Here is a 25,733-nt window from a genome sequence, read left to right on the forward strand (position 1 = left end):
TCAGGCCTGGAAGAGCCGGCGCACTACCTCCCCGGCTGCGAGCGCGTCCAGGCCCTCGTTGATTTCGCTCAGTGGCCGCGTGTCCGTGTGCAGCAGCTCAACCGGCAGCCTCCCCTCCCGCCAGTACCCCAGGTACTTGGGGATGTCGCGGGCGGGAACGGCATCACCCATGTAGGAGCCCAGCAGCCGCTTGCCTGCTCCCGCGAACTGGAGGGCCGGGACGGTCAACTCGGCGGACGGATGCGGAAGGCCCACCGAGACCACCGCCCCACCCCGGGTGACCCGCTCCAGGCAGGACGCGATCACCCCTGCCGAGCCCACCGCCTCGATGGCAACGTCCACTCCGTCGCCCGAAGCTTCGCCAATCAGCCGGCCGGCGTCGTCCGGCGTACCCACCGCGGTGGCACCGGCATCACGGGCCAGCTGGTGTTTTCCCTGGTTCGGGTCGATGGCAATCACGCTGGCAGCTCCGGCCAGGCGTGCCGCCATGACGACGGAAAGGCCCACCGCGCCCAGGCCGAACACTGCCACGTGCTGTCCCTGGCTGACTCCCGCCGTGTTGAACACCGCGCCCATTCCGGTGAGCACGGCGCAACCAAACATTGCCGCGACCGTGTCCGGGACGTCGTCGTCAATCACCACCACTGATTCCCGCGCAACCACTGCGTAATCCGCGAAGGCCGAGACACCCAGGTGATGGTTGATGCGCTCCCCCTCCGGCGTCCGCAACAGTGCCGGACCATGGAGCAGGTCACCGGATCCGTTCACCTCAGCTGCCCGGTGGCAAAGCGCGGGCCGGCCGGCCAGGCAGGCCCGGCAATGGCCGCAGCTGGGTACGAACACCAACACCACGTGGTCGCCAACGGACACGTCCTCCACACCTTGGCCCACGGACACTACGCGCCCCACCGCCTCATGGCCCAGGGCCATGGGAAGCGGCCGGACCCTTGAGCCGTCCACCACGGAGAGATCGGAGTGGCACAGGCTCGAATAGGTGATGGCAACCCCCAGTTCACCCGCCCGGGGCTCCGGCTGCTGGAGCTCCTGCACCAGCAGTGGCCGGGCGTCGGCGTAGCTGCGTTTACCGGAGGCGTCTCCAGTGGCGGGGACGGTTGCGTACAGGACGGCGGCTTTCATGGGACCCCTACTTCTTGCTGGCGGCCAACAGGTCGGCGGTGCCCTGGGCGTCGGCGGCATCCACGTCGTGGAGTGAGACGCCGCGGGTCTCCTTCAGGAAGAAGACCGCGACGGCGGTGATGGCGCAGGCGATGAGCAGGTAGACGGCCACGGGAACCGAGGACTTGTAGGTGGCCAGAAGTGAGGCGGCGATGATGGGGGCCAGGGAGCCGGCAACTATCGAGGTCACCTGGTAGCCCAGGGAGACGCCGGAGTAGCGCATCCGGGTGGGGAACATTTCCGCCATGATGGCAGGTTGGCCGGCGTACATAAAGGCGTGGAACACCAGGCCGATCATGATGGACGCCAGGATGATGAAGTCGTTCTTTGTGTCCATCATCGGGAAGGCAAAGAAGCCCCACGTGGCACCCATGACGGCGCCGGCCATGTAGACGGGCTTGCGGCCAAAGCGGTCCGAGAGCTTGCCGATCATGGGCACCACGGCGAAGTGGACGGCGTGGGCCAGGAGCAGCAGGAGGAGGATGCGGGTAGTGTCCGCCTGCACCACGGTCTTGAGGTAGGTGATGGAGAACGTCACCACCAGGTAGTACAGGATGTTTTCCGCGAAGCGCAGGCCCATGGCGGTGAAGACCCCGCGCGGGTAGCGGCGGAAGACCTCGGCCACGCCGTAGCCCTTATGGCCGGCGTCCACTTCCTTGCGGGCCTCAAGGAAGATGGGGGCATCGTTGACCTTGGTCCGGATGTAGTAGCCGATCAGGACGATCACCGCGGACAGCCAGAAGGCAACGCGCCAGCCCCATCCGAGGAAGGCTTCCTGGGTCAGGGTGGAGGACAGGACGAACAGCACGGCCGTGGCGAGGAGGTTGCCCAGGGGCACCGCTGACTGCGGCCAGCTGGCCCAGAACCCGCGGGACTTGCTGGGGCTGTGCTCTGCCACGAGGAGGACGGCGCCGCCCCATTCCCCGCCAACAGCGAAGCCCTGCGCAAACCGGAGGATGACCAGCAGCGCCGGAGCCCAGTAGCCGATCTGCGCGAATGTGGGCAGGCAGCCCATGAGGAAGGTGGAGACTCCCACCAGGACGATGCTCAGCTGCAGCAGCTGCTTGCGGCCGAACTTGTCGCCGAAGTGGCCAAAGACGATGCCGCCGATGGGACGGGCCACGAAGCCGACGGCGTAGGTAAGGAAGGCGGCGATGATGCCGTCCAGTTCGGTCCCGGCGTTGGGGAAGAAGGCCTTTCCGAACACCAGGGTGGCGGCCGATGCGTAGAGGAAGAACTCGTACCACTCCACGACGGTGCCGGCCATGGAGGCCGTCACCACCTTCTTCAGGCCTGATGCCTTGACGTCGGTTTCCTCGGTGCGCCTTGCGGCGGAGCGTTCCGTACTCATGCGAACTCCTTCGGCGTCGTCGTCGACACCATGGGGACAGTCGATGGCAGCCGCGTGTGATGTACACCACGAAAAGCGGCTTCGATGAGTATGGTCTGCCTGCCCGTGCAACCTCAACGCCCATTAGTGCAGAAGGCATCTGCAGGGATGCACATTGCTGGTGGTTTGCTGGGTGGTACTAGGCCAGGAAGCTGCTCCGGAGCTGCGGCCCCAGCTGGCCGATCTCGGTAAGGAATCCGTCGTGGCCAATGGGCGCCTGGATGATGTGGACGTCCACCTCGCCGGGCAGCGCCTGCGCAAGCTCCCGCGACTGGCTTGGGAAGTAGAGCCGGTCGGAGTCGACGGCGGCCACGAAGAAGCGTGCAGTAGTACCGGCCAGGGTTTCGGCCAGGGTCCCCCGCCCGCGGCAGACGTCATGGCTCATCAGCGCTTCGGTCAGGGCGATGTAGCTGTTGGCGTCAAAGCGCTTCACGAGCTTATTGCCCTGGTGGTCCAGGTAGCTTTCCACCTGGTAGCGGCCGCGGGCTGCCAACACTTCGCCCTGCAGGGGCGACTCGGATGCCTGGGCTGACCGGCCGAAGCGGCCTTCCAGTTCCGCGGCGGACCTGTACGTGATGTGGGCGATGCGCCGGGCAAGGGCCAGGCCCTGTTCAGGGCAGGGACCGCCGTAGTAGTCGCCGCCGTTGAAGTTTTGATCCTGCCGGATGGCCAGGGTTTGGGCCTGGGCGAAGGCGATCTGCTCCGCAGTGCTCGCCGCACCCACGGAGATCACGGCGCAGCGCTGAACCCTTTCCGGGTAGGTCACCGCCCATTCCAGTGCGCGGGCACCGCCCATGGAGCCGCCAAGGACCGCGAACCAGCTCTTGATCCCCAACTGGTCTGCCAGCCGGGCCTCGGCCACGGTGCTGTCCCGCAGCGTGACCAGGGGGAAGCGCGAGCCCCAGGGCGCTCCGTCGGGGGCGGGCGAGGAGGGGCCGGTGGAGCCGTAGCAGCCGCCAACGATGTTGATGGACACCACGAAGAAACGGTTGGTGTCCACGGGGGCGCCGGGGCCGGCCAGCTGTTCCCACCAGCCTTCTTCGTCGGTGTCACCGCGGGTCACGTGGGTGCTGCCGGTGAGCGCGTGCTCGATCAGGACGGCGTTGCTGGCATCCGCGTTGAGGGTGCCCCAGGTTTCGTAGGCCAGCGTTACGTCGGGCAGGTATCCCCCGGCCTCGAGCTCCAGTCCCCCAATGGAGGCGTAGCGGACAATTCCGTGTTCGGGGATGGTGGTTGGGGCGACGGTAACCGTCATGGCAGACCTCTTCTACGCGCTTGCCTGCCGTCGTCTGACCGGCAGGCCAGGTCCTCACCCGGGGCACCCCACCGCGGAAGGAGGGTTGCCGGCCAGCAAGCCGGGGCTGTCACTGGCACTCATGACCTGGATCGAGTGTACGAAACACCACCCGGTCCAAGCCAAGAGTGTGACTGGTTATGACTTCCCGGCTTGCTGCCCGCCCCGCCTTACCGCCCAAGTGGAGGCCCGGCGTCGTGCTTTACGCTTCTAGGCGCTTTTCGCAGCCCTGAAGCCTGCTTCCAGGTCGGCCAGGATGTCGTCGATGTGTTCCAGACCCACGGAAAGCCTGACGAGTCCCGGGTGCACCCCGGCCACCGCCTGCTGCTCGGGCGAGAGCTGGCTGTGCGTGGTCGACGCCGGGTGGATGACCAGGGAGCGCACGTCGCCGATGTTGGCCACGTGGGAGTGCAGTTCCAGGGCGTCGACGAAGCGTTTGCCCGCCTCCGCTCCGCCGGCCAGGTTGAAGGCGACGACGGCGCCCGTACCCTTGGGGCCGTACTTGCGGCCACGCTCGTACCAGGGGCTGGATGGCAGCCCGGCGTAGGCGACCGATTCGACGTCGTCCCTTGCCTCAAGCCAGCGCGCCACCTCGGTGGCGTTGGCCACGTGGCGTTCCACCCGCAGGCTCAATGTCTCCAGGCCCTGGGAAATCAGGAAGGCATTGAAAGGCGAGACCGCCGAGCCCAGGTCGCGCAGGAGCTGGACGCGCGCCTTGAGGATGTAGGAGAGGTTGGCCCCCAACGCGCCGTCGGCTCCCAGGTCCCGGGCGTAGACCAGCCCGTTGTAGGTGGGATCCGGGGTGTTGAAGCTTGGGAACCGTTCCGGGTCCTTGCTGAAATCGAATTTACCGGAATCGACGATCACGCCGGCGATGGCTGTACCGTGGCCGCCCAGGTATTTAGTGGCTGAGTGGATCACGATGTCCGCTCCCCACTCCAGCGGGCGGATCAGGTATGGGGTGGAGAGGGTGTTGTCCACGATGAGGGGCACGCCGGCCTGGTGGGCGACCTCGGAGATGCCCTCGATGTCCAGGACGTCCTGGCGCGGGTTGGAGACCACTTCACCGAAGAAGAGCTTGGTGTTGGGCTGGACGGCGTTGCGCCACTGGTCCAGGTTGTCGGGATCGTCCACGAACGTGACGGAAATACCGAACTTCTTCAGGGTGTGGGCGAACAAATTGTAGGTACCGCCGTAGAGGCTGGGGCTGGCCACGATATGGTCCCCTGCCTCGGCGATGTTGAGCACCGCGAATGTTTCGGCGGCCTGGCCGGAGCTCAGCAGCAGCGCAGCGAGGCCACCTTCAAGGCTGGCGATCCGCTGTTCCACGGCGTCCTGCGTCGGGTTGCCGATGCGGGTGTAGATGGGCGCGAGCTCGGACAGTGCGAAGCGGTTTGCTGCGCTCTCGGCCGTAGGGAACACGAAGGATGTGGTCTGGTAGATGGGCAGCGCACGGGCTCCCGCGGCACTGTCCACTTCCTGGCCGGCGTGGATCTGGCGGGTTTCGAAGGACCAACCGTTGGACATCCAAATCTCCTTTGACGTGGGCCCGGCATGCTCACCGGCAGTGCGGGCCGCGCTTGCCTCCGGCTCTTGCCGGACAGCCAGGTCTTCACCCGGGGCACCCCACCGCGGATGGAGGGTTGCCGGCCAGCGAGCCGGGGCTTGGCGCTGGCACTCATGACCTGCGCCAAGTTTAGGAACAGCGTTGTTGCGATGAACAGGATTGTGACGAACATGGTCTTTTAGGCGGCCTTTCCATGGCCTCTGAAAGCGCGCAAATCCAGTAAGGGTACCCTTAGCTGAGAGCCGCATCACAAAGTGCCAAGATGTTGCCATGCGCATGGATCACGTCTCTTACGCCTGTGAACACGACGGCCTCGCGGCCACCACCGAACGTATTGCAACTGCCCTCGGCGTTGAGGCAGTGAAGGGCGGGGTACACCCCCGGTTCGGAACCCGGAATATGATCATCCCGCTCGCCGGTCACAAGTACCTCGAGGTCGTGGAGGTCCTGGACCACCCTGCATCGGACAAGGCACCGTTCGGGCAGGCCGTACGGGCCCGTTCCGCGGCAGGCGGAGGCTGGATGGGCTGGTGCGTCGAAGTGGACGACCTCGCCCCCTTCGAGGAACGCCTGGGCCGCGCGGCCGTCAACGGCAACCGCAAGTTCCCGGACGGGCGGGAGCTGGTCTGGAAGCAGATTGGCATCCTGGGCCTCATCGCCGATCCCCAGGTCCCGTACATGCTCAAGTGGGAGGGTGATCCCTCACTTCACCCGTCCAACGCCTACGAGAGCAGCCTCAAGATGAGCTGCCTGACCATCGCCGGTTCCGCCTCGCGTGTCACCGAGTGGCTGGGTGAGCCGGTGGAGAAGCCGCTGGAGGATGTTGCAGTGGAATGGGTCGCCCCGCACGGAACGCCGGGCATCCTGTCGGTCACCTTTGAAACCGCCAACGGAGCCGTCACCATCTGATCGTTCCAGCCTTGTTCCCTTTCGGGAATGGGACGCCGGGTCCATGCCCGGGTAATCTTCGGCCGCCATGAGGTGGTGACAACGGCGTCACCATCCCATGGCGGCCGAATTCATTTAAGTGGTACTCGCTTTTGCTGGGCCGCAAATAGTTCTGCGCCACATACTCCTTTGGGCACCGTACATTTTGGCTGCGGCAGGGAACCTTCGCATCGAAAACGTACGACGACGGCTGGCGGGTTTGGTGCTCCGGCTGCCGCGTTCCGGCGCTGCATCTGTTCCTTTTCGCACCACATATATTCCTGCGCCACACATATTCCTTTTCGCGACGAGTATGTGGGGTGCGAATAGGAACGTGCGCCGCGAGAACATACGACGGCGGTACTAGGCTGGCGCGCCCTCGGGCGCCGGTCCATGCCGTAAGTCTGCATGACAGGTTTGCTTGTCAGTGCCTCGAGGGACGATGTTCGTATGGGAATCAGCAGCGGTGTGGGGGCAGGTACGGAAGGCGTTCATGCCTCCGTGGTCGCTCTTGATGCCCTGGACCGTGAGGATGCTTTCCTGGCCTCCGGCACTGCTTTTGGTTCGGGGGCTGCTGTTGGTTCCGGTGTTGATGTGTTGCAGCGGCGGTACGAGATCCGGCTGGAACGACTGGAGGTCACGGCACGTCTGGAGGCGCAACTCGCCGCGATGAAGGCACGGGACGCATCCGAAGCCCTCGGTTTTCAGCAGGCCATGACCCCGCCCGACGCCTCCCTGCACGACCGCACCTACACGGAGATGTCCACGGTTGAGGAGATCGCCGGGGTCCTGACCATCAGCTCCGCCGCGGCCGGGGCTCTTGTGGACCAGTCCCGGAAGGTCTGCTCCCTCCCACCCGTATTCAAAGCCCTGGCCGCCGGTGACATGTCCTGGCAGCACGCCAAAGTCATCACCGATGAAACCGAAGGCCTCGACCCCGCCGGCGCTGCCGGGCTCGTGGCGCACTTCTTCGACCCCGACGCACCCCACCCCGCCCGCGGCGCCGCCCCCGGCGAACTCGTCCCCTCCCGCTTCCGGGCCAAAGTCCGTGGCTGGCGCGAACGCCACCACCCCGAATCCATCGAAAAACGCCACACCAAAGGTTTTGCCGACCGGCGCATGGAATACACCCCCGACCGCGACGGCATGGCCCGGGTCACCCTCTACCTCCCAGGCGACACCGCCTGCGCCATCTGGAACCGCACCACCGCCACCGCCCGCGGCCTCCAAGGCCCCAACGAACCACGCACCATCACCCAACTCCGCCCCGACATCGCAGCATCCCTCCTCCTCAGCACCGGCAACGCCATGGAGACCAACCGCAACACCACCGCCCCAGCAAGCGAGCCGGTCAGCAACGACGAAGGACCCGGTAACGACGACGGGACCGGCACCGCTGCCGGTTCGCGGGCCGTCCGGGAGATCGGGAAGGTACCCACACCGCGGGCCGATGTCCTGGTCATGGTTCCGGTGTTCTCCCTGCTCGGGGCGACCGATGAGCCGGCAGTACTGGACGGGGTGGGACCGATCCCGGCCTCGATGGCACGCAAACTCGTCGCGGACGGGGCCGACTCGTTCTACCGCGTCCTCGTCGACCCCAGGGACGGGGCACCGCTGGAGATAGGCCGCAAGAACTACCGGCTTCCCGAGACCATCAAACGCTGGATCAGGATGCGCGACGCCAAATGCACCTTCCCCGGCTGCACCAACCTCACCCCGGACAACGACACCGACCACCTCACCGCGTGGGAAAACGGCGGCACCACCGGCATCACCAACCTGGCGCAGCTCTGCCCCAAACATCACCGGCTCAAACACCACAGCCAATGGACACCGGATCCAGCCACCATGAACGACCCACCCGGCTGGACCTCACCCACCGGCCGCCACTACAAACCCGAACACCCAGACCCCAAACCACCACACTGGCCACCAGGCATCATCCCGATGAATGCTGTTGCGCGCGCAACTGAGGATCTGGAGTGGGAGCCACTACTCGCGGACATGCCAAACTGGCCCGACCCGCCACCTGAAGAACCACCCGCCGGGAATCTGCTCGACCCCAGCGGCCTGTGCCCCACAGATCCACTATGGGACGACTTCTACGCGCAACCATTCAATCTGCCACCCGACCCCGAGGCAGATTCGTGGCTACTGCTGCCGCTAATGTGACAGCAGAGACGCCTTCTCCTGCCAGCCCACGACTTTTCGCCGGACCCACCCCACCGTGAGGGCCGGTTTCCCTACCCCAGCCCCACAGCCTTGCCGAAGAGGCTGAACCCAACGAACGCCACGATATCCAGCAGGGCATGGGCGATCACCAGTGGCATGACCCGCCGTGTCCGGGTGTACAGCCAGGCGAACACAACTCCCATCACGGCGTTGCCAATAAACGGCCCAAAGCCTTGATACAAGTGGTAGCTGCCGCGGAGGACCGAGCTCACGGCGATGGCCAGCGGCGTGCTCCAACCGAACTTCCCAAAACGGTCCAGGAGATAACCCACCACAATGACTTCCTCAAGCACGGCGTGCCGGATGGCGGACAGGATGAGGACGGGAACGGTCCACCAGTAGGCATCGAGTGCGCTGGGAATGATGGCCGTGGTGATGCCCAAGGCCCGGCCGGCCGCATAGAGTCCCAGTGAGGGTATGCCGATCAGTGCAGCGAGCCCCAGCCCCTGCAGCAGGTCGCGGCCGGGCCGGGCAAAGTTGAAGCCAAGTTTCTGGAAAGCGGAGCCGGGGTTGCCCGTTTCACCAGGTACAGTCTGGCGCTGCTCGGTGAGGAAGTAGAGGACCAGCAGCACCGGCACCAGCGCAAAGATGATGTCCAGCAGCTGGTAGGTCAGGTCGAAGTACTCCCGCGTGCTCTGCGAGCGGTTCAGGGTGGACGTCCCCTCGGCCAAGGGCGCACGCGTCATCTTGTCGAGCAGCTGCACCACGGAATAGACAGCCGACTGGCCCAGGGACAGACCCAGGACGATCCAGACTTCGAGCCGCAGGCGACGGCGGGAGGGAACCAGCATGTTCCCATCTTGCATTCAGTTTCTGGATCCGGCCTGATGAAACTGCCGATGCACCCCGTCTCTCCGCGATGTCAGGCGGGTGCGACGATCACTTCCGTGCCGTTGGCCTCGAACGCGGCCTTGTCGCGGGCAGAAATGCCGGAGTCTGTGATCAACCTGTTGAAGTCATAGCCGTCCATGGTGGCGAAGGCGCGCACTCCCACCTTGGAGGAATCGGCAATGACATAGGAAACGCGGGCGCGGGATGCCAGAAGGGCGTTGACGGAAGCCTCCCCCTCCCCCGTGTTGGTGGGGCCGACCTCGGGATCGATGCCGTTGACGCCGATAAACGCGATGTCCAGCACCACCTTCTGCATGATGATGTCCGTGTAGGGCCCCACCAGTTCGTAGGAGCGGGGGTTGAGGATCCCGCCCGTGACCATCACCTTGATGTTGGGCCGGACCGCCAACTGGCCAGCAATGTTGATTGCATTCGTCACCACGGTAAGCGTGGGCTGGTTGGAGGGTGCGTTCAGGTCCTCCCGGGTAGCCAGGATCTGCGCAAGCGCCGTGCTGGTGGTGCCTCCGCAGAGCCCGATGACCGCCCCTGGACGGATCAAGGCAGAGGCGCATTGTGCGATCTGTTCCTTGGCTTCGGCATGGTCGTCGCGGTTGTAGCGGCCGGGCAGGTCGTAGGCCAGGGCACCGGTGGTCGCACCGCCCCGGGTCCTCGTCAAAAGCCGGCGCTTGGCAAGGCTGTCCAGGTCGCGGCGGGCAGTGGCCGGGGAAACATTGAGGGTGCTGACGATCTCGTCAACCTCCACTTGGCCGCTCTTGGCCAGCAGGTCGAGGATCGCCGTAAGCCGGTCAGTGCGCGTCATGCAAGGGGGCCTTCCGATCATTCAGCCACCATTCCTGATGACGTTTTCTGATTCTAACCTACGGCATACGATCAGAAACAAGCACATCGGGATGCTGGTGCTACCGCTCCCGGGCTCCGGCCCGCCACACAGCGTACGTCAAAGGCATGCCCGGGCGGTAAGCGAGGTGCGTGGCGGAAGGTGCGTTCAGGAGGTGCAGGTCCGCACGGTGCCCGACGGCGAGCGACCCCACCGCGCGTTCACCGTCCGCGTCCCGCCCGGTGTCCTTGTGCAAGGCCAGGGCACCACCGTACGTTGCGGCGCGGACTGCCTCGTGCACAGTCAGGCGCATCTGGAGGACGGCAGTGGTCACGCAATACGCCATGGAACTGGTGTAGGAGGTGCCGGGATTGCAGTTGGAGGCAAGCGCCACCTGCACTCCGGCATCGAGAAGCTCGCGGGCAGGAGCCAGCGGCTGGCGGGTGGAGAGGTCGCACGCAGGGAGGCAGGTGGCCACAGTGCCCCGCTCGCCGGCGCCGCTGACAGCGTCCCACCCGGACCAGGAAGCAGCGAGGGCCTTCACGTCCTGCCCCATCAGGTAATTCACATGGTCCACGCTTGCCGCTCCCAACTCCACGGCAAGCTGGACCCCTGGCCCTTCACCCAGCTGGTTGCCGTGCACGCGCAGGCCCAGGCCCGCGTCCCGGCAGGCCAGCAGCACCCGGCGGGACTGTTCGGCGGTGAACGCACCCTCTTCGCAGAAGACATCAGCCCACTGGACGTACGGACGGACGGCGTCAAGCATCGGTCCGCAGACCAGGTCCGTGTACTCGTCAGGATCCTGGCCGCTGGGAACCAGGTGGGCGCCGAGGTAGGTCACCTGGTCTGCCACGGTGGAGGCGATGCGGGCGCTCCGGGCCTCGTTCTCCACATCCAGGCCGTAGCCGGTTTTGGTTTCCAGATACGTGGTTCCCTGCGAGACGGCCTCGGCGACCCGGCCCATCGCCAGCCGTGTGAGGTCGAAATCGGAGGTGGCGCGCGTGGCTTCCATGGTGACGGCGATGCCACCGGCCGCGTAGGCCTCCCCCGCCATCCGAGCCTCGAACTCAGCGGTCCGGTCCCCGGCGAACAGCAGGTGGCTGTGCGAGTCCACCCAACCTGGCAGCATGGCCCGGCCTCCGGCGTCGACGGCGTCATCCGCTGCAGGTGCATCGGCCGCGGCGCCGATCCACGAGATCCGTTCCCCCTCGATAACTACCGCCGCATTCTTCAGGACGCGGTGCTCAAGGTCCTGCGTCATCAGCTCGGCAATGTTGGTGATCAGGGTGCTCATTGCACCATTCTTCAACGCCGGATGGACCAGCGCGTGGCTGCCAAGGCCTGCGCTGTCCGGGATACCGGACCGTCGGCGGCGCCATCAAGGGAAGCAGTACCGCCGGACGGGTCCTGCCCGGCAAGGATCTGCGACGCCGCGAATTCCGCCAGGGCTGACGAGGTTTGGAAGCCATAGCCGCCCTGCCCTGCAAGCCAATAGAAGCCGGCCGCTTCGGCATCGAACCCCGCTACCGGAATCCCATCTGCCGCCTCGGTGCGCAGCCCAGTCCAGGCCCGGCGGACTGCCGTAATTCCAAGGCTGGTGAAGGCGTTGAGCTTCTCCACCAGGCGTTCCACATCTCCGGGCCGGGGGCGTGCATCCTCGGGGCCGCTGGGAACGGTCTCGGACGGCGAAATCAGCACGTCCCGGCCGTCCGGACGGAAATAGAACGTGTTGTCGGCCGCAGCCACCATTGGAGTGGCGGCCGGAAGGGGACGTTCGACGGCGGTAATCGCCGCCGTGCGCCGGTACGGCTGCAGGCCCAGCTTTTCGACGCCGCTGAGCACCGCGAGCTCGTCCGCCCACGCTCCGGCCGCGTTGACCAGCACTCCTACCTCGAACCCCTCGGCACCGGCACCCACCTGCCAGCCGGAACCGAGCCGTTGCGCAGAATGGACACGGGCTCCGGTGAGGATGTCTGCGCCGGCGGCGAGCGCCCGCTTTCGGTGTTCTTCCAAAAGCAACGGGGCGTTGCAGCCAAAGGATCCGGTATCAAGTCCCGCGGCGGCAAAGGTTCCAGGCTTCAGGGCCGGGCACAGTTCCAGGGCGCGGTCCACCGTGATGGACTGCATGTGCCCGCTGGCTTCCGCGGCCACCTCAGCCTCGGAACCGATCAGCATGAAGCTCCGCGGCGTCAGGACCGGTTCCGGAAGCTCAGTGTCCCGTTCCGCGAGCAGCTCAAGGGTCCGGACAGTGAGTTCCTGGACCACCGGCGGTCCGTAGCTGGGGATCAGCTGCCGGGCCGAGCGGGAGGATGTGTGGTACGCCAGCTCCTGTTCCGCCTCCACCAGCACAACACTGCAGCGGCCCGCCAGCGCGGATGCCAGGGAGAGGCCGGCAATGCCGCCGCCCACAATCAGGACGTCGTAATGGGCTGCCATTGGTTACTCCTGTCCGGGTTGGTCCTCACAAAGCTTATTCCTGTCGGGTCCGTTGCCTGGCGGTTGATTGCCGGGACCGCCTGGCTCTCCGCAACAACTCCTGTCAGGCTGCCGCCTCGGCGCGGGCGGCGACGAAGGCACGCACGCAGGCTTCGACGTCGTCCGCTGAATGTGCGGCCGAAAGCTGCACCCGGATCCTTGCGGCACCCCGCGGAACCACGGGGAAGCTGAAGGCGGTGACGAAGACGCCGTGCTGCAGCATCCGGTCGGCCACCTTGGCGGCCATCACGGCGTCGCCGAACATGACCGGGACGATGGCGTGTTCGCCGGGGAGCAGGTCGAAGCCCTCCTCGGTCATCCGGCGGCGGAACAGTTCGGCGTATTCGAACAGCCGGCGCCGCAGGTCATGGGAGTTTTCCACCAGGTCCAGCGCCTTGAGGGTGGCGGCAACGATGGCGGGAGCCAGGGAGTTGGAGAACAGGTAGGGCCGCGCCTTCTGGCGGAGCATGGCAACAATCTCCCTGCGGCCGGAAACGTAACCGCCGGAGGCCCCGCCCAGCGCCTTGCCAAAGGTACCGGTATAGATGTCCACGCGGTCGCTGACACCGGCGTGTTCCGGGGTACCCGCACCGGTGGCTCCCATGAAGCCTACGGCGTGGGAGTCATCCACCATCACCAGGGCGCCGTACTTGTCGGCGAGGTCGCAAATGGCCTCAAGCGGTGCAAGGTAGCCGTCCATGGAGAACACGCCATCAGTGACGATGATCTTCCGCCGGGCGTCCTTGGCTTCCATCAGCTTGGCTTCGAGATCGGCCATGTCCTGGTTGGCGTACCGGTACCGCTGTGCCTTGCACAGGCGGATTCCGTCGATGATGGACGCGTGGTTCAGGGCATCGGAGATCACTGCGTCCTCGGCCCCAAAGAGGGACTCGAACACCCCGCCGTTGGCGTCAAAGCAGCTGGAGAACAGGATGGTGTCCTCGGTGCCCAGGAACTTGGAGACCCTGGCTTCCAGCTCCAGGTGCAGGTCCTGGGTGCCGCAGATGAAACGGACGCTGGCCATCCCGAAACCGCGCTCATCCATGGCGGCCTTGGCGGTGCTGATGATGTCCGGGTGGTCCGCCAGGCCCAGGTAGTTGTTTGCGCAGAAGTTCAGTACGTCGGCGCCCGGGCCGCCGATCTGCCCGGCGGTGATGTGGCTGGACTGCGGCGAGCTGATGCTGCGTTCGGTCTTGTAGAGCCCGGCCGTGCGGATTTCTTCCAGCTCGTCGTGGAGCTGGTCCTTCATGGAGGTGTACATGGGGTTCCTTACCGTCGGGTCTTAGAGTCGGGTCCAGTCGAGGACAACTTTGCCGCCCACGCCGCTGCGGGCAATCTCAAAGCCCTTTTCCCAGTCCGTTGCGGGCAGCGTGTCCGTGACCACGGCAGAAATTCCGGCGTGGAGGACCGGATTGGAAGAGAGCATGGCGCTCATGGCGTACCAGGTTTCGTACATCTCGCGGCCATAAATGCCCTTGAGCGTGAGCATGTGGGTGACCACCTTGCCCCAGTCGATGGTGATCTCCTGGCTGGGCAGTCCCAGCATGGCGATCCGGCCGCCGTGGTTCATGTTGTCGATCATCTCAGGCAGCGCGGAGGGATGGCCGGACATTTCCATTCCGACGTCGAAGCCTTCGCGCATGCCCAGCTCACGTTGGGCGTCGCGCACCCGGGTGGTGGAGACGTCGATGGCAAGGTCGGCGCCGAGCTGCCGGGCCAGGTCCAGCCGCGGGCGGGAGACGTCCGTGATGGCGATCTTGCGTGCGCCCGCGTGGCGGGCGACGGCGATGGCCATGAGTCCGATGGGGCCGGCGCCGGTGATCAGCACGTCCTCACCCACCAGGGGGAAGCTCAACGCGGTGTGGGTGGCGTTGCCGAACGGGTCGAAGATCGCGCCAAGCTCCGGCGTGACGGAGGGGTCGTGGTGTACCCACGCGTTGGTTTCGGGGATCACCACGTACTCGGCAAAGGCACCGTCACGCTGGACACCCACGCTGACGGTATGGATGCACATCTGGCGGCGTCCGGCCCGGCAGTTCCGGCAGATGCCGCACACCACGTGTCCTTCGCCCGAGACCCTGTCGCCCACCTTGACCTCGCGGACGTCCTCGCCCACCTCCACCACTTCGCCATAGAACTCGTGGCCGGCAATAAGGGGAGCTTCAATGATCCCCTGCGCCCAGGAGTCCCAGGACTGGATGTGCAGGTCCGTGCCGCAGATGCCCGTGGTCATGACGCGGATCTTTACGTCCGCCGGACCGGCCTCCGGTTCCGGCCGCTCGACGAGCTCGAAACCGGCCTGCGGGCCGGCCTTGTACAGGGCCTTCATTGGCGTCCTTACTGATTGGGGTTCACGTTTGCGGGGTATGTCATCCCCATTGAAGCCCTGCTGAAGCGTTAGCACAACAGGATTTTTCTCAATCAACGATGTAGTAATAGCTAATGAATAGACTGGAGCCATGGAGGTTCATCAGCTCGAAATCCTGCGGGAACTGGGTGCCCTTGGCAGCGTGAAAGCGGTGGCCGATACGCTCATGGTGACCCCGTCGGCAGTGTCCCAGCAATTGGCCCATCTGCAGCGCAGCGTGGAGGTGCCGCTGACGCGCAAGGAGGGCCGGAACCTGGTGCTCACGGAGGCCGGCCAGGTACTCGCCGACGCAGGCGCCGCCGTCGTCAGCGCCATGGCCGAGGCCCGCGGCGCGCTGGGAACCTATCATGGCTCTCCCGCCGGCCGGGTGACGGTCAGCGGGTTCCACAGCGCGGGACAGGCCCTGTTCGCGCCCCTGGCCAGGATGCTGGATAAGCCGGAGCATCCGCGGATTGAGCTGTCCGACGAGGACGTTGCCCAGCAGGACTTTCCGGCGCTCACTGCCCGCTATGACCTGGTACTGGCCCACCGCATGGACCACAGCCCCCGCTGGCCGGCGGAACGGGTTGCCGTCATCCCGCTGGCACACGAGCCCCTGGACGTGGCGCTGCCCGCCAGCCACCCCCTGGCCCGGCAGGACACGGTGACGGCGGACGACGTCGGCGCCGAGGCCTGGGTGACCAGCCACCCCGGCTACTCCCCCGCCGATGTCCTGGCCGCCGTCGCTGCCGTCTCCAGCCGCGAACCGAACATCGTCCACCGCATCAATGACTACTCCACGGTAGCGGCCCTTGTGGCTGCCGGTGGCGTGGTGGGGCTGCTGCCCAGGTACACGGCCGGGCCCGTCCTGAACCCGGACATCGTGCTGCGCCCATTGGCGGGGATCAGCACCCGCCGCAGGATTGACCTGCTGGCCCGGCCGGAGAACCTGAAGCGGCGGGCCGTGGTGATGGTTTGCGAGGCGCTGGAGGACATCATGGCAGGCCTGGTACGCCAGGGCTGAACAGCGCTAAGCGGTAAGGGGTCCGCCCCGGAAGGCGGGCACGCCCGGAATCTGCCGGAGTTACGCTCCCTGGTCATCTTTGCCGTTGCCCTGGTTCATTCCTTTGCCAGGCCCAAGTCCGGGGGCGTGTTTCAGTCCAGGTGCGTGTTCCAAACCGCGCCCCAGCCCAAGGCCGGGCTTGTCACCGGCGCCCTTCACAATCCGCTTGGCTGTGGCGTTGTCTCCGTCCTTGACGCCGGCAATCCGCACGGCGTCACCAACCGCAATGTCCGCGATGGTTCCGTCGCTCGGCTTAAGGCGCTTGCCGTCGTCGGACTTTCCTCCGGGGCTGGGCGTTGCACCGGGGTTGGGCGTTGCGCCTGGATTGGGCGTTGCACCCGGATTGGCGGCCGGAGGAATCCTGGTGATCTTCGTATCGCCGTTGACTGTGTAGGTCTGGGAAAAACCGTCCTCGCTCTTGACGGTGATGGCCGAGTCGCTGACCGACTCCACGGTCCCCCGCTGTTCCAGCCGGGTTTGCAGGCTGCCATCGGGATTCTTGACCACGGCCTCCCCGTGGAGGGGCTGGGCACGCTGGCCTTTGCCGGGCTTGTTGTGCCCCGGAGCGTTGCCCGAGTTGCCGGGCGCTGATTGTGACGATTGTTGTGGCGACGGCGCCGGTGTTGGCGCGCCTGTGGCGGACCACGCCAGCGCGGCGCCGGTCCCGGTCAGCGCCAGGGCCACCACCCCTGCAAGCGCCGCCTTGCGCACCCTTATTGGTTCCCGGACCACCATGGTTGTTCCTCCCGCACACTCACACCGCAGCTCAACGGCCGGGGCATCAGCGCCCCGTGGCCTCCAGTGTAAGTGCGGCGGCGCACGCTCAACCACGGGTACTTTCAGCGGCGGCCACCTGAGTACTTAAAGCGCAAGTGGGTCGCAGTTGTTGTCGTTATGAGGGCTCAAAACGACAATAACTGCGACCCAGTTGGGTGGACCTGCTAGACGGTGACGCCCAGCTTTTCCAGGATCAGCTCCTTGACGCGGCCGGCGTCGGCCTGGCCGCGGGTGGCCTTCATGACCCCGCCCACGATCGCGCCGATGGCCTGCACCTTGCCGCCGCGGATCTTCTCCGCGACGTCGGGCTGCGCCGCGAGTGCGGCGTCGATGGCTTCCAGGAGGGGGCCGTCGTCGGACACGACCGCAAGGCCGCGCTTCTCCACGATCTCTTCCGGAGTGCCTTCGCCGGCGAGGACGCCGTCCAGCACCTGCGAGGCCATCTTGTTGTTGATCTTGCCGGCCTCCACCATGCGGCTCAGCTCCACAACGGTGGCGGGGCTGACGCCCAGCTGGCCGGGGTCGACGTCGGCGGCCTTGGCGCGGCCCACGATCTCGCCCATCCACCACTTGCGGGCAACGGACGCGGAGGCTCCGGCAGCAATGGTTTCCTCGATTTCGTCCAGGACGCCGGCGTTCACCACGTCGCGGAATTCGAGGTCGGAGTAGCCCCAGTCGGCCTTCAGCCGCTTGCGGCGCTCGGCGGGCGGCTCGGGCAGGGTGGCGCGCAATTCCTCCACCCATTCGCGGGATGCCACCACGGGGACCAGGTCCGGTTCCGGGAAGTAGCGGTAGTCGTCGGCGTCGGACTTGGGCCGGCCCGAGGTAGTGGTCCGGGTGTCCTCGTGCCAGTGCCTGGTTTCCTGGACAACAGGGTTACCTGAGTCCAGGACGGCGGCGTGGCGCTGGATCTCGTAGCGGACAGCGTGTTCGACGGCGCGCAGCGAGTTCACGTTCTTGGTTTCGGACCGGATGCCGAAGCGTTCGCGGCCGTGGGGGCGGAGCGAGACGTTGGCGTCGCAGCGGACGTTGCCGCGTTCCATGCGGGCATCCGAGACGCCAAGGTTCTTCACGATCTCGCGGACGGCGGCCACGTAGGCCTTGGCCAGCTCCGGTGCGCGGGAGCCGGCGCCCTCGATGGGCTTGGTGACAATTTCCACGAGCGGAACACCGGCGCGGTTGTAGTCCACCAGGGAGAAGTCGGCGCCGTGGATACGGCCGGTGGCGCCGCCCATGTGGGTCAGCTTGCCGGCGTCTTCCTCCATGTGCGCGCGCTCGATCTCCACGCGGAACACAGTGCCGTCCTCGAGTTCGATATCCAGGTAGCCGTCGTACGCGATGGGTTCGTCGTACTGGGAGGTCTGGAAGTTCTTGGGCGTGTCCGGGTAGAAGTACTGCTTCCGGGCGAAGCGGCAGGATTCTGCGATCTTGCAGTTCAGCGCCAGGCCGATCTTGATGGAGGACTCGATGGCCGTCTTGTTGACCACGGGAAGCACGCCGGGCATGCCAAGGTCCACCTCGTTGACGTTGGTGTTGGGCTCGTCGCCGAAAACGTTCGGGGCGGAGGAGAACATCTTGGTCTTGGTGTTCAGCTCCACGTGGACCTCGAACCCCAGGACGGGATCGTACTTCTCCATGGCCTCTTCGAAGCTCAGGATGTCGTCAGTGCTCATTATTTTGCCTCCTGGGTTTCGAGGGTTTCAGCAGCCGCAAGGTCGGGAGCCTGGGCCAGCAGCGGGCCGCCCCACTTCGCTTCGAGCAGCGATTCCAGGACTGCGCCCACCCGGTACAGGCGGGCGTCCTCCCGGGCCGGGGCCAGCAGCTGGATGCCGACGGGCAGTCCGTCCTCGTCCGCCAGGCCGCCGGGCAGCGACAGGCCGGGCACGCCGGCGAGGTTCGCGGGGATGGTGGCGACGTCATTGAGGTACATGGCCAGCGGATCGTCCAGCTTTTCTCCGAGCGGGAACGCCGTGGTGGGCGCGGTGGGCGAGATCAGGACGTCGGCCTTTTCAAAGGCTGCGTCGAAGTCCCGCTGCACCAGGGTGCGGACCTTCTGGGCCGAGCCGTAGTAGGCGTCGTAGTAACCGGCGGACAGGGCGTAGGTGCCCAGGATGATGCGGCGCTTGACCTCGTCGCCGAACCCGGCGGCGCGGGTGGCACCCATGACCCGTTCGATGGTCATGGGCCCCTCTTCGGGCAGGACGCGCAGGCCGTACCGGACGCCGTCGAACTTGGCCAGGTTGGAGGAGGCCTCGGACGGCATGATCAGGTAGTAGGCGCCCAGGGCGTACTGGAAGTTGGGGCAGGAGACCTCAACGATTTCGGCGCCGGCTTCCTTGAGCAGCTCCAGGGCGTCGTTGAAGCGGTTTTCGACGCCGGCCTGGTAGCCCTCGCCGTGCAGTTCCTTGATGATACCGATCCGCAGGCCCTCAACGCTGCCGGTCTTCGCGGCGGCAACGAGGTCCGCCAGCGGGTCCGGCAGGGAGGTGGAGTCGCGCGGATCATGGCCGCCGATGACCTGGTGCAGCAAGGCTGAATCCAGCACGGTCCGGGTGACGGGCCCAATCTGGTCCAGCGAGGAGGCCATGGCGATGGCGCCATAGCGGGAAACGCTGCCATAGGTGGGCTTCACGCCGACCGTTCCGGTGACGGCACCTGGCTGGCGGATGGAGCCGCCGGTGTCCGTGCCCAGGGCCAGGGGCGCTTCGAAGGCGGCCACGGCCGCGGCCGAGCCACCGCCGGATCCGCCGGGAATCCGGTCGAGGTCCCAGGGGTTGCGGGTAGGGCCGTAGGCGGAGTGCTCGGTGGAGGAGCCCATGGCGAATTCGTCGAGGTTGGTCTTGCCCAGAATGGGCATCCTGGCGGCGCGCAGCCGTTCCACCACGGTGGCGTCGTACGGGCTGTGCCAGCCTTCGAGGATCTTCGAGCCTGCCGTGGTGGGCTGGCCGATGGTGACGATGAGGTCCTTAACGGCGATGGGGACACCGGCCAGGACGTGCAGGGCCTCGGCTTCGGCACCGCCGGCGGCACGGATGGCGTCCACCTCGGCGGCGACGGCGAGGGCTTCCTCGGCGTTGATGTGCAGGAAGGCGTTGACCTTGCCGTCAACGGCGGCAATGCGGTCCAGGTAGGCCTGCGTCACCTCGACGGCGGTGACCTCGCGGGCGGCGAGCTTTTCGGCCAGCTGCGCGGCGGACAGGCGGATCAGGGCGTCGGCGCTGGTGCCGGTGGAGTTCTGTTCAGTCATGGTTATGCCTCATCCAGGATGGCCGGGACCTTGAAACGGTTCTCATCGGAATCCGGTGCGCCGGAGAGTGCCTGCTCGGCCGTGAAGGTGTGCCCCACGACGTCCTCACGGAATACGTTGGTGAGCGGAATGGGGTGTGAGGTGGCCGGAACATCGTCCCCGGCGGCCTCGCTGACGGACTTGACCGAATCGACGATGACGGCGAGCTCGCCGGCCATCCTGTCCAGCTCTTCGGCACTCATCTCGATGTGAGCGAGCCGCGCGAGATGCGCGACGTCGTCACGGTTGATCGCAGCCATGGATCTCCCCTGCAAAGTTCGGATTGTTTTCCGATCCAGTCTAGTGCGGAAACGCAGATGCCCGTCTGACATCCCCCAGCGGGCGTCAGACGGGCACCTTCGATACCCGGTCCGGTCACGGGGACGGGAGCGCGGGCAGGTACAGACTAACCGATCCCAATGGCTCCGGTCAGCATGCCGACCCCAAGCATCACCAGGGAGATCACGGCGGTGCGCCACAGGACCTTCTTGTGGTGGTCACCGAGGTCAACCTTTGCCAGCGACACCAGCAGCAGGATGGCCGGAACCAGCGGGCTCTGCAGGTGGAACGGCTGGCCGGTAATGGAGGCGCGGGCCATGTCCGCGGCACCGACGCCGTAGTGGGCGGCGGTCTCGCTGAGGACCGGCAGGACGCCGAAGTAGAAGGCATCGTTGCTCATGAAGAACGTCATGGGGATGCTCAGCACGGCGGTGATGACGGCCATGAACGGGCCCATGGAGGTGGGGATGATCTGGACCAGCCACGCGGACATGGCTTCCACCATGCCGGTGCCCTTGAGGACGCCGGTGAGGACGGCGGCGGCCATGACCATGCTGACCACGGCCACGATGGACGGGGCGTGCGCAATCAGCTGGGCGCCCTGGTCCTTGACCTTGGGGAAGTTGACCAACAGGGCGATTGCGGCGCCCACCATGAACACGAACGGCAGCGGGATGACGTTGGCCACCAGCACCACCATGACGGCGACGGTCAGGGCCAGGTTGAACCAGAACAGCTTGGGGCGCAGGGTGCTGCGGTTGGGGTCCAGGGCGGTGTCCGCCATGGCGGTGTCGTGTTCGTCCACCAGGGTTTCGGTGCGTTCCAGCACGGCCACGCCGGCGCCGCCAAGGGGACGGCCGACAGCGGGGGCTGCTCCGCCGGGGTTGCCGCCCTTGCGTCGGCCGGTTCCGTAAGCGCCGGTGCCGGAGGCACCTGCGGAAGTGCCGCCGTCGAACTCTTCTGCCGCGAAGGGCTCTGCCGATGACGGCGTTCCCCAGATCTCCGGCGCGGTGGCGCGGAGCCGGTTGCGTTCCTGCAGGCCGAGCAGCCAGGCGAAGGCGAAGACCACGACCAAGCCAGCCACGAGGGACGGGATCATGGGGACGAACACGTCGTTGACGTCGATTTTCAGGGCGGTGGCAGCACGGGCGGTGGGGCCGCCCCAGGGCAGGATGTTCATGGTGCCGTTGGCCAGGCCGGCGACGCAGGTGAGGACCACCGGGCTCATCTTGAGGCGCAGGTAAACGGGCAGCATCGCCGCGGTGGTGAGGATGAACGTGGTTGACCCGTCACCGTCCAGTGATACGGCAGCAGCCAGGATGGCGGTGCCGAGGACAACCTTGGCGGGGTCATTGCCCAGCTTGCGGAGGATGAACTTCACCAGCGGGTCAAAGAGTCCGACGTCGATCATCAGGCCGAAGTAGATGATGGCGAACATCAGCAGGGCCGCAGTGGAGGTCATGGACTTCATGGAGTCCATGACCATGTCGCCGATGCCCAGGCCGGCCCCGGCGAAAAGCCCAAAAACAGTAGGGACAATGATCAACGCCAGCACTGGCGTCAACTTCTTCGTCATGATCAGCACCATGAATACCGCGATCATGGCGAATCCAAGTATTACCAGCACAGCCGGCTCCTTCTTGTGAACAGCACCACAGCGTTGTGATGCGTGCTACAGACTGTAGGGTGGCGGCCGTCACGGGAATGCCTTTGGCTCAATTGATTGGCATACTGCTTATTGGGAGCATTTTGCTCATTGTGCTCACCACGTTTTCGCACTAAACCACCAACCCACGCCCGTCAAGGAGGATGAATGCAGCGACCCGTGCCCCGGCAGCCGCTGCGGTTTTCCACCCAGACTTTGCTGCTGCAGCTGGCCGTGGTGCTGCTGGTGGTGCTGCTCAGCGCCGCCGTGCACGCTTGGCTGACGTACGACCGGGTGGGCAGCGATGCGGAGAACCAGGCGCTGACGCTGGCGCGGACCGTGGCTTCCGACCCCGAGGTGCGCGCCAATGTGCTGGCCATCAGTGAACAGCCCGGCACTCCCCCGCCGGCCGAGCTCCTGGCCGGCCCGCTCCAGTCCTCCGCCGAGGCAGCGCGGACCCGGACCGGGGCGCTGTTCGTGGTGATCACCGACGAAACGGGCATCCGGCTGGCCCACCCGGATCCGCAGCGGCTCGGCGAGAAGGTGAGCACCGACCCGTCCGAAGCATTGTCCGGGCAGGAGATCACCACCCGGAACACCGGAACCCTGGGGCCTTCCGCCGGGGCGAAGGTTCCCGTGTACGCTCCCGGCAGCAGCACGGTGGTGGGCGAGGTGAGCGTGGGCTACTCCATGGAAACCGTGGCCCAGAGCGTGGCCCGCGACATCGGCCCGGTGGCCCTGACCGCCGCAGGCGCCCTGCTCGCGGGGATCCTGGGGTCCTTCCTGCTGCGCCGCCGCCTGCAGCGCCTCACCCTGGGGCTGGAACCCGAGGAGATCAGCACGCTGGTCCACGACCAGGTGGCGGTGCTGCAGGGTGTGGACGACGGCGTCATCGGTGTGAGTGCCGACGGCCGGGTCAGCGTGTTCAACGCCGCCGCGCAGCGGCTGCTTGGTTTGCCGGACCTGGCGGGGTCCCGCTGGGAGGACGCGCCGGTGCCGGACCAGCTGAAGTCGCTGACCCGGCCGGCGTCTGCAACTGCCGGTCCTGGCGTTTCCATCACCGCGGGTGCCACGCCTGACGCCCTGGAGCTGGTGGCCGGCGGCCGGGTGCTGGTGGTGAACGCCCGCAAGGCGCTGCATCGGCGGGAGGACCTGGGCTGGGTGATCATGCTGCGTGACCGCACGGAACTGCAGGGGCTCACGCGGCAGCTGGACGCCGTCGGGACCATGTCCACGGCGCTGCGTGCCCAGCGGCATGAGTTCGCCAACCAGCTGCACACCCTTGCCGGCTTCCTGGGCATCGGGCAGCACCAGGAAGCACGCGATTACCTGGCCACGCTGGCAGCCACCGGGCCGCTCAAGTTCCCGGTGGACCAGGCCGAGCTGCTCCAGGACCCGTACCTGCAGGCGTTCGTGGGTGCCAAGGGCGTGGAGGCCGACGAGCGGGGCGTCGCCCTGCGCATCGGCCCGGAGACCCTGGTCCGCGGGCAGGTGACGGATGCCCAGGATGTCACCACGGTGCTGGGGAACCTGATCGACAACGCAGTCAACGCCGCCGTGGCCGGCTCAGCGACGGACCGCTGGATTGAGCTTGAGGTGCTGGATGAACCGGGCGACGACGGCGGCACCCTGCACGTGGTGGTCGCCGATTCCGGTGACGGGCTGGCAGAGGGAACGGATGCGGAGCACGTCTTTGCGGAGGGTTTCACCACCTCCGCCGGTCCTGTCCGTGCCGGCGGCGGGCAGGGCTTCGGGCTGGCTTTGGCGCGCCAGCTGGCACGGCGCCGCGGTGGCGATGTAAAGGTGCTGGAACGCGGGGCCAAGGGCGGGCCGGGTGCCGTGTTCATGGCTACCCTTCCGCACACCACGGCAGGCAACCCTGCCGACAGTAATCTGGGGGCAGCCGGAAAGGATGGGAATGGCTGACGATTTTCGGGTCCTGATCGTGGACGACGACTTCCATGTCGCCAAGCTGCACGCGGCCTATGTGGATTCGGTGGCGGGCTTCCTCGCCCTGGCCCCGGTTGGCACGGCATCCCTGGCGCTGCAGGCTATCCACAGCCTGCGGCCGGACCTGGTGCTGCTGGACGTCTACCTTCCGGATGCCTCCGGCCTGGACCTGCTCCAGCAACTGGATGTGGACACGATCATCCTCAGCGCTGCCTCCGATCCCGCGTCGGTCCGGGTGGCGTTCCGCCGCGGGGCGCTGGGGTACCTGCTCAAGCCCTTTACGGCGGAGTCACTGTCCCAGCAGCTGCGCTCCTACGCCCGGTACCGGCGCCTCCTGGGCCAGCCGGGGGCGCTGGACCAGGACGGCGTGGAACGCGCAAAACGGTCGCTGATTCCGGGCGACGTCACGCCGTCGTCGAAACCGCGCTCCGCAACGGAGGCGGCGGTGCTGGAATCACTGGCCCCGGGCGAGCAGTACTCTGCCGCCGAGGTGGCCGCCCGGGTGGGCGTCTCCCGCGCCACCGCCCAGCGGTACCTGTCCTCGCTGGCCGACGACGGCGCGGTGGACATCCAGCTCCGCTACGGCACCACCGGCAGGCCGGAACACCGCTACGGCCTGCCGGCCCGGTAGGGCAGGGGAACTACGCGCTCTTCTGGGCGACCAGTTCGATCTCGACGAGCATCTTCGGGTCCAGGAACGGCAGCACGTGGACCAGGGAGAGAGTGGGGCGGATTTCGCCAAACACCTCGCCGTGGGCCCGGCCGGCTTCTTCCCATTTGCTGATGTCCGTCAGGTACAGCTTGGACTGCACCACGTCCCCGTAGGCGAAGCCCGCGTCGGCCAGGACCTTGCCGAGTTTCTGCAGGATGTACTGGGTCTGCGTGTAGAAGTCGTCCCCCACCACGCCGTCCTCGCCGCTGGCGGCGGTGGCGGAGATGTACAGGGTGTTGTCCACCTGGACGGCGCGGGAGTAACCGAGGGTCTGTTCCCAGACGGATCCGCTGCCGAAGGTTTTGCGCATGGGTGGGCCTTTCAAAGCTGGAATGGGTCGCCACCACTGTAGGGCTGCTACAGGTCGCGTCGATAAACCAGCAGTTTTGTGTCGGTGCCGGGAACGAACCAGTCCCGCTCGGGCACGCGCTGGAAACCGGTCTTGCGGTACAGCCCGTGCGCGCTTTCCCAGGCCTGGCCGGTGGTGAGTGACACTCCCTTGATGCCGGGAAGGGTCTTCGCGTGGCTGAGGATGGCGTCCACCATGGCCTTGCCGGCACCGCTGCGCTGCACGGCCGGGTCCACTACCAGCATGCGGAACTCCAGCTCATCCTGCAGCGCGATGTCCGCGTACGGTTCCCCGGCCAGCGCCAACGTGACCGAGCCGATAACGGTTCCTTCCCGTTCCGCCACCCAAATGGTGGCCTGCTCGGCGCGGGCCGCAACGTCCATGATCTTGACCATGTACGGGTGGGCGGCGTCGTCGAAGTAGCCTGCGGAAAGGTAGGAGTCGCCGGTGATGCGGGCGACGGCGGCGAAATCGGCCTTGACGGCGGGACGGATGGTCAACTGCTTGTGCACCCGTCAATGGTAGTAGCCCGCGTACCTCGTCTCCGGCGGAAACGCGCTTTCCGTGATCGAACTATCAGTACGGGCGACTGGAG

22 protein-coding genes and 2 riboswitches are annotated in these 25,733 nt (G+C 66.4%); of the genes, 5 read left to right on the forward strand and 17 right to left on the reverse strand.

What is annotated here, in order from left to right:
* The 4 genes from FBY30_RS20445 to FBY30_RS20460 form a co-directional block, all read right to left on the reverse strand.
* On the reverse strand, positions 1-1,137 hold the full coding sequence (locus FBY30_RS20445) for an alcohol dehydrogenase catalytic domain-containing protein (protein WP_142134701.1): 1,137 nt from the start codon (positions 1,135-1,137) through the stop codon (positions 1-3).
* A gap of 7 nt (positions 1,138-1,144) precedes the next feature.
* Positions 1,145-2,527: an MFS transporter gene (locus FBY30_RS20450; protein ID WP_142134703.1), complete on the reverse strand. Its 1,383-nt coding sequence runs from the start codon at positions 2,525-2,527 to the stop codon at positions 1,145-1,147.
* Between the two features lie 178 nt (positions 2,528-2,705).
* Positions 2,706-3,821, reverse strand: a complete 1,116-nt coding sequence (gene metX / locus FBY30_RS20455; protein WP_142134705.1) for a homoserine O-acetyltransferase MetX — start codon at positions 3,819-3,821, stop codon at positions 2,706-2,708.
* A gap of 11 nt (positions 3,822-3,832) precedes the next feature.
* Positions 3,833-3,948, reverse strand: a riboswitch (SAM riboswitch).
* A 122-nt stretch (positions 3,949-4,070) separates the two neighbouring features.
* Positions 4,071-5,387, reverse strand: coding sequence for a bifunctional o-acetylhomoserine/o-acetylserine sulfhydrylase (locus FBY30_RS20460; protein ID WP_142134707.1), 1,317 nt, complete (start codon positions 5,385-5,387; stop codon positions 4,071-4,073).
* Positions 5,388-5,431: 44 nt separating this feature from the next.
* Positions 5,432-5,546: riboswitch (SAM riboswitch) on the reverse strand.
* 151 nt (positions 5,547-5,697) lie between these two features.
* Here FBY30_RS20460 and FBY30_RS20465 point away from each other — a divergent pair.
* Positions 5,698-6,336 (forward strand): VOC family protein, encoded by a 639-nt coding sequence (locus FBY30_RS20465; RefSeq protein WP_142134709.1) that lies wholly within the window; start codon positions 5,698-5,700, stop codon positions 6,334-6,336.
* A gap of 468 nt (positions 6,337-6,804) precedes the next feature.
* Complete coding sequence (locus tag FBY30_RS20470; protein WP_142134711.1) at positions 6,805-8,526, forward strand: HNH endonuclease signature motif containing protein; 1,722 nt, start codon at positions 6,805-6,807, stop codon at positions 8,524-8,526.
* Between the two features lie 71 nt (positions 8,527-8,597).
* Here the strand turns inward: FBY30_RS20470 and FBY30_RS20475 are convergent, their stop codons facing one another.
* The 6 genes from FBY30_RS20475 to tdh all read right to left on the reverse strand — a co-directional run bounded on the left by FBY30_RS20475 (position 8,598) and on the right by tdh (position 15,059).
* Positions 8,598-9,377: a CPBP family intramembrane glutamic endopeptidase gene (locus FBY30_RS20475; protein WP_142134713.1), complete on the reverse strand. Its 780-nt coding sequence runs from the start codon at positions 9,375-9,377 to the stop codon at positions 8,598-8,600.
* Between the two features lie 71 nt (positions 9,378-9,448).
* Positions 9,449-10,237 carry a DeoR/GlpR family DNA-binding transcription regulator gene (locus tag FBY30_RS20480; protein ID WP_142134715.1) on the reverse strand — a complete coding sequence of 263 codons (789 nt, stop codon included), beginning with the start codon at positions 10,235-10,237 and terminating at the stop codon, positions 9,449-9,451.
* A gap of 100 nt (positions 10,238-10,337) precedes the next feature.
* A complete protein-coding gene (gene hutI / locus FBY30_RS20485) occupies positions 10,338-11,549 on the reverse strand; it encodes an imidazolonepropionase (protein ID WP_142134717.1) in 1,212 nt (403 codons plus the stop codon).
* Between the two features lie 11 nt (positions 11,550-11,560).
* Positions 11,561-12,691 (reverse strand): NAD(P)/FAD-dependent oxidoreductase, encoded by a 1,131-nt coding sequence (locus FBY30_RS20490; RefSeq protein ID WP_142134719.1) that lies wholly within the window; start codon positions 12,689-12,691, stop codon positions 11,561-11,563.
* A 103-nt stretch (positions 12,692-12,794) separates the two neighbouring features.
* Positions 12,795-13,991, reverse strand: coding sequence for a glycine C-acetyltransferase (locus FBY30_RS20495; RefSeq protein WP_142134721.1), 1,197 nt, complete (start codon positions 13,989-13,991; stop codon positions 12,795-12,797).
* A 21-nt stretch (positions 13,992-14,012) separates the two neighbouring features.
* A complete protein-coding gene (gene tdh, locus FBY30_RS20500; RefSeq protein WP_142134723.1) occupies positions 14,013-15,059 on the reverse strand; it encodes an L-threonine 3-dehydrogenase in 1,047 nt (348 codons plus the stop codon).
* A gap of 130 nt (positions 15,060-15,189) precedes the next feature.
* Between tdh and FBY30_RS20505 the strand changes: the two genes are divergently transcribed.
* Positions 15,190-16,101 (forward strand): LysR family transcriptional regulator, encoded by a 912-nt coding sequence (locus FBY30_RS20505; RefSeq protein ID WP_142134726.1) that lies wholly within the window; start codon positions 15,190-15,192, stop codon positions 16,099-16,101.
* Positions 16,102-16,161: 60 nt separating this feature from the next.
* On the opposite strand, the gene FBY30_RS20510 is transcribed toward FBY30_RS20505, so the two are convergent.
* The 5 genes from FBY30_RS20510 to FBY30_RS20530 all read right to left on the reverse strand — a co-directional run bounded on the left by FBY30_RS20510 (position 16,162) and on the right by FBY30_RS20530 (position 22,109).
* On the reverse strand, positions 16,162-16,875 hold the full coding sequence (locus tag FBY30_RS20510; RefSeq protein ID WP_142134728.1) for a DUF5666 domain-containing protein: 714 nt from the start codon (positions 16,873-16,875) through the stop codon (positions 16,162-16,164).
* Between the two features lie 206 nt (positions 16,876-17,081).
* On the reverse strand, positions 17,082-18,590 hold the full coding sequence (gene gatB / locus FBY30_RS20515) for an Asp-tRNA(Asn)/Glu-tRNA(Gln) amidotransferase subunit GatB (RefSeq protein WP_142134730.1): 1,509 nt from the start codon (positions 18,588-18,590) through the stop codon (positions 17,082-17,084).
* Positions 18,590-20,164 (reverse strand): Asp-tRNA(Asn)/Glu-tRNA(Gln) amidotransferase subunit GatA, encoded by a 1,575-nt coding sequence (gene gatA / locus FBY30_RS20520; RefSeq protein ID WP_142134732.1) that lies wholly within the window; start codon positions 20,162-20,164, stop codon positions 18,590-18,592. The genes gatB and gatA overlap by 1 nt, the downstream gene beginning before the upstream one ends.
* Before the next feature lie 2 nt (positions 20,165-20,166).
* A complete protein-coding gene (gene gatC, locus FBY30_RS20525; protein WP_141940678.1) occupies positions 20,167-20,463 on the reverse strand; it encodes an Asp-tRNA(Asn)/Glu-tRNA(Gln) amidotransferase subunit GatC in 297 nt (98 codons plus the stop codon).
* Positions 20,464-20,609: 146 nt separating this feature from the next.
* Positions 20,610-22,109, reverse strand: coding sequence for a CitMHS family transporter (locus tag FBY30_RS20530; protein WP_142134734.1), 1,500 nt, complete (start codon positions 22,107-22,109; stop codon positions 20,610-20,612).
* A gap of 186 nt (positions 22,110-22,295) precedes the next feature.
* Between FBY30_RS20530 and FBY30_RS20535 the strand changes: the two genes are divergently transcribed.
* Positions 22,296-24,053: a sensor histidine kinase gene (locus tag FBY30_RS20535; RefSeq protein WP_142134736.1), complete on the forward strand. Its 1,758-nt coding sequence runs from the start codon at positions 22,296-22,298 to the stop codon at positions 24,051-24,053.
* The gene (locus FBY30_RS20540) at positions 24,046-24,708 is read left to right on the forward strand and encodes a response regulator (protein ID WP_142134738.1); all 663 of its coding nucleotides are present in this window, start codon (positions 24,046-24,048) and stop codon (positions 24,706-24,708) included. The genes FBY30_RS20535 and FBY30_RS20540 overlap by 8 nt, the downstream gene beginning before the upstream one ends.
* Positions 24,709-24,718: 10 nt before the next feature.
* On the opposite strand, the gene FBY30_RS20545 is transcribed toward FBY30_RS20540, so the two are convergent.
* On the reverse strand, positions 24,719-25,099 hold the full coding sequence (locus tag FBY30_RS20545; protein ID WP_142134740.1) for a RidA family protein: 381 nt from the start codon (positions 25,097-25,099) through the stop codon (positions 24,719-24,721).
* A 47-nt stretch (positions 25,100-25,146) separates the two neighbouring features.
* Entirely contained in the window at positions 25,147-25,650 is a 504-nt protein-coding gene (locus FBY30_RS20550; protein ID WP_142134742.1) for a GNAT family N-acetyltransferase, read from the reverse strand.
* Between the last annotated feature and the right edge of the window lie 83 nt (positions 25,651-25,733).

The sequence above is a fragment of the Arthrobacter sp. SLBN-83 genome (assembly GCF_006715285.1).
GTDB lineage: Bacteria > Actinomycetota > Actinomycetes > Actinomycetales > Micrococcaceae > Arthrobacter.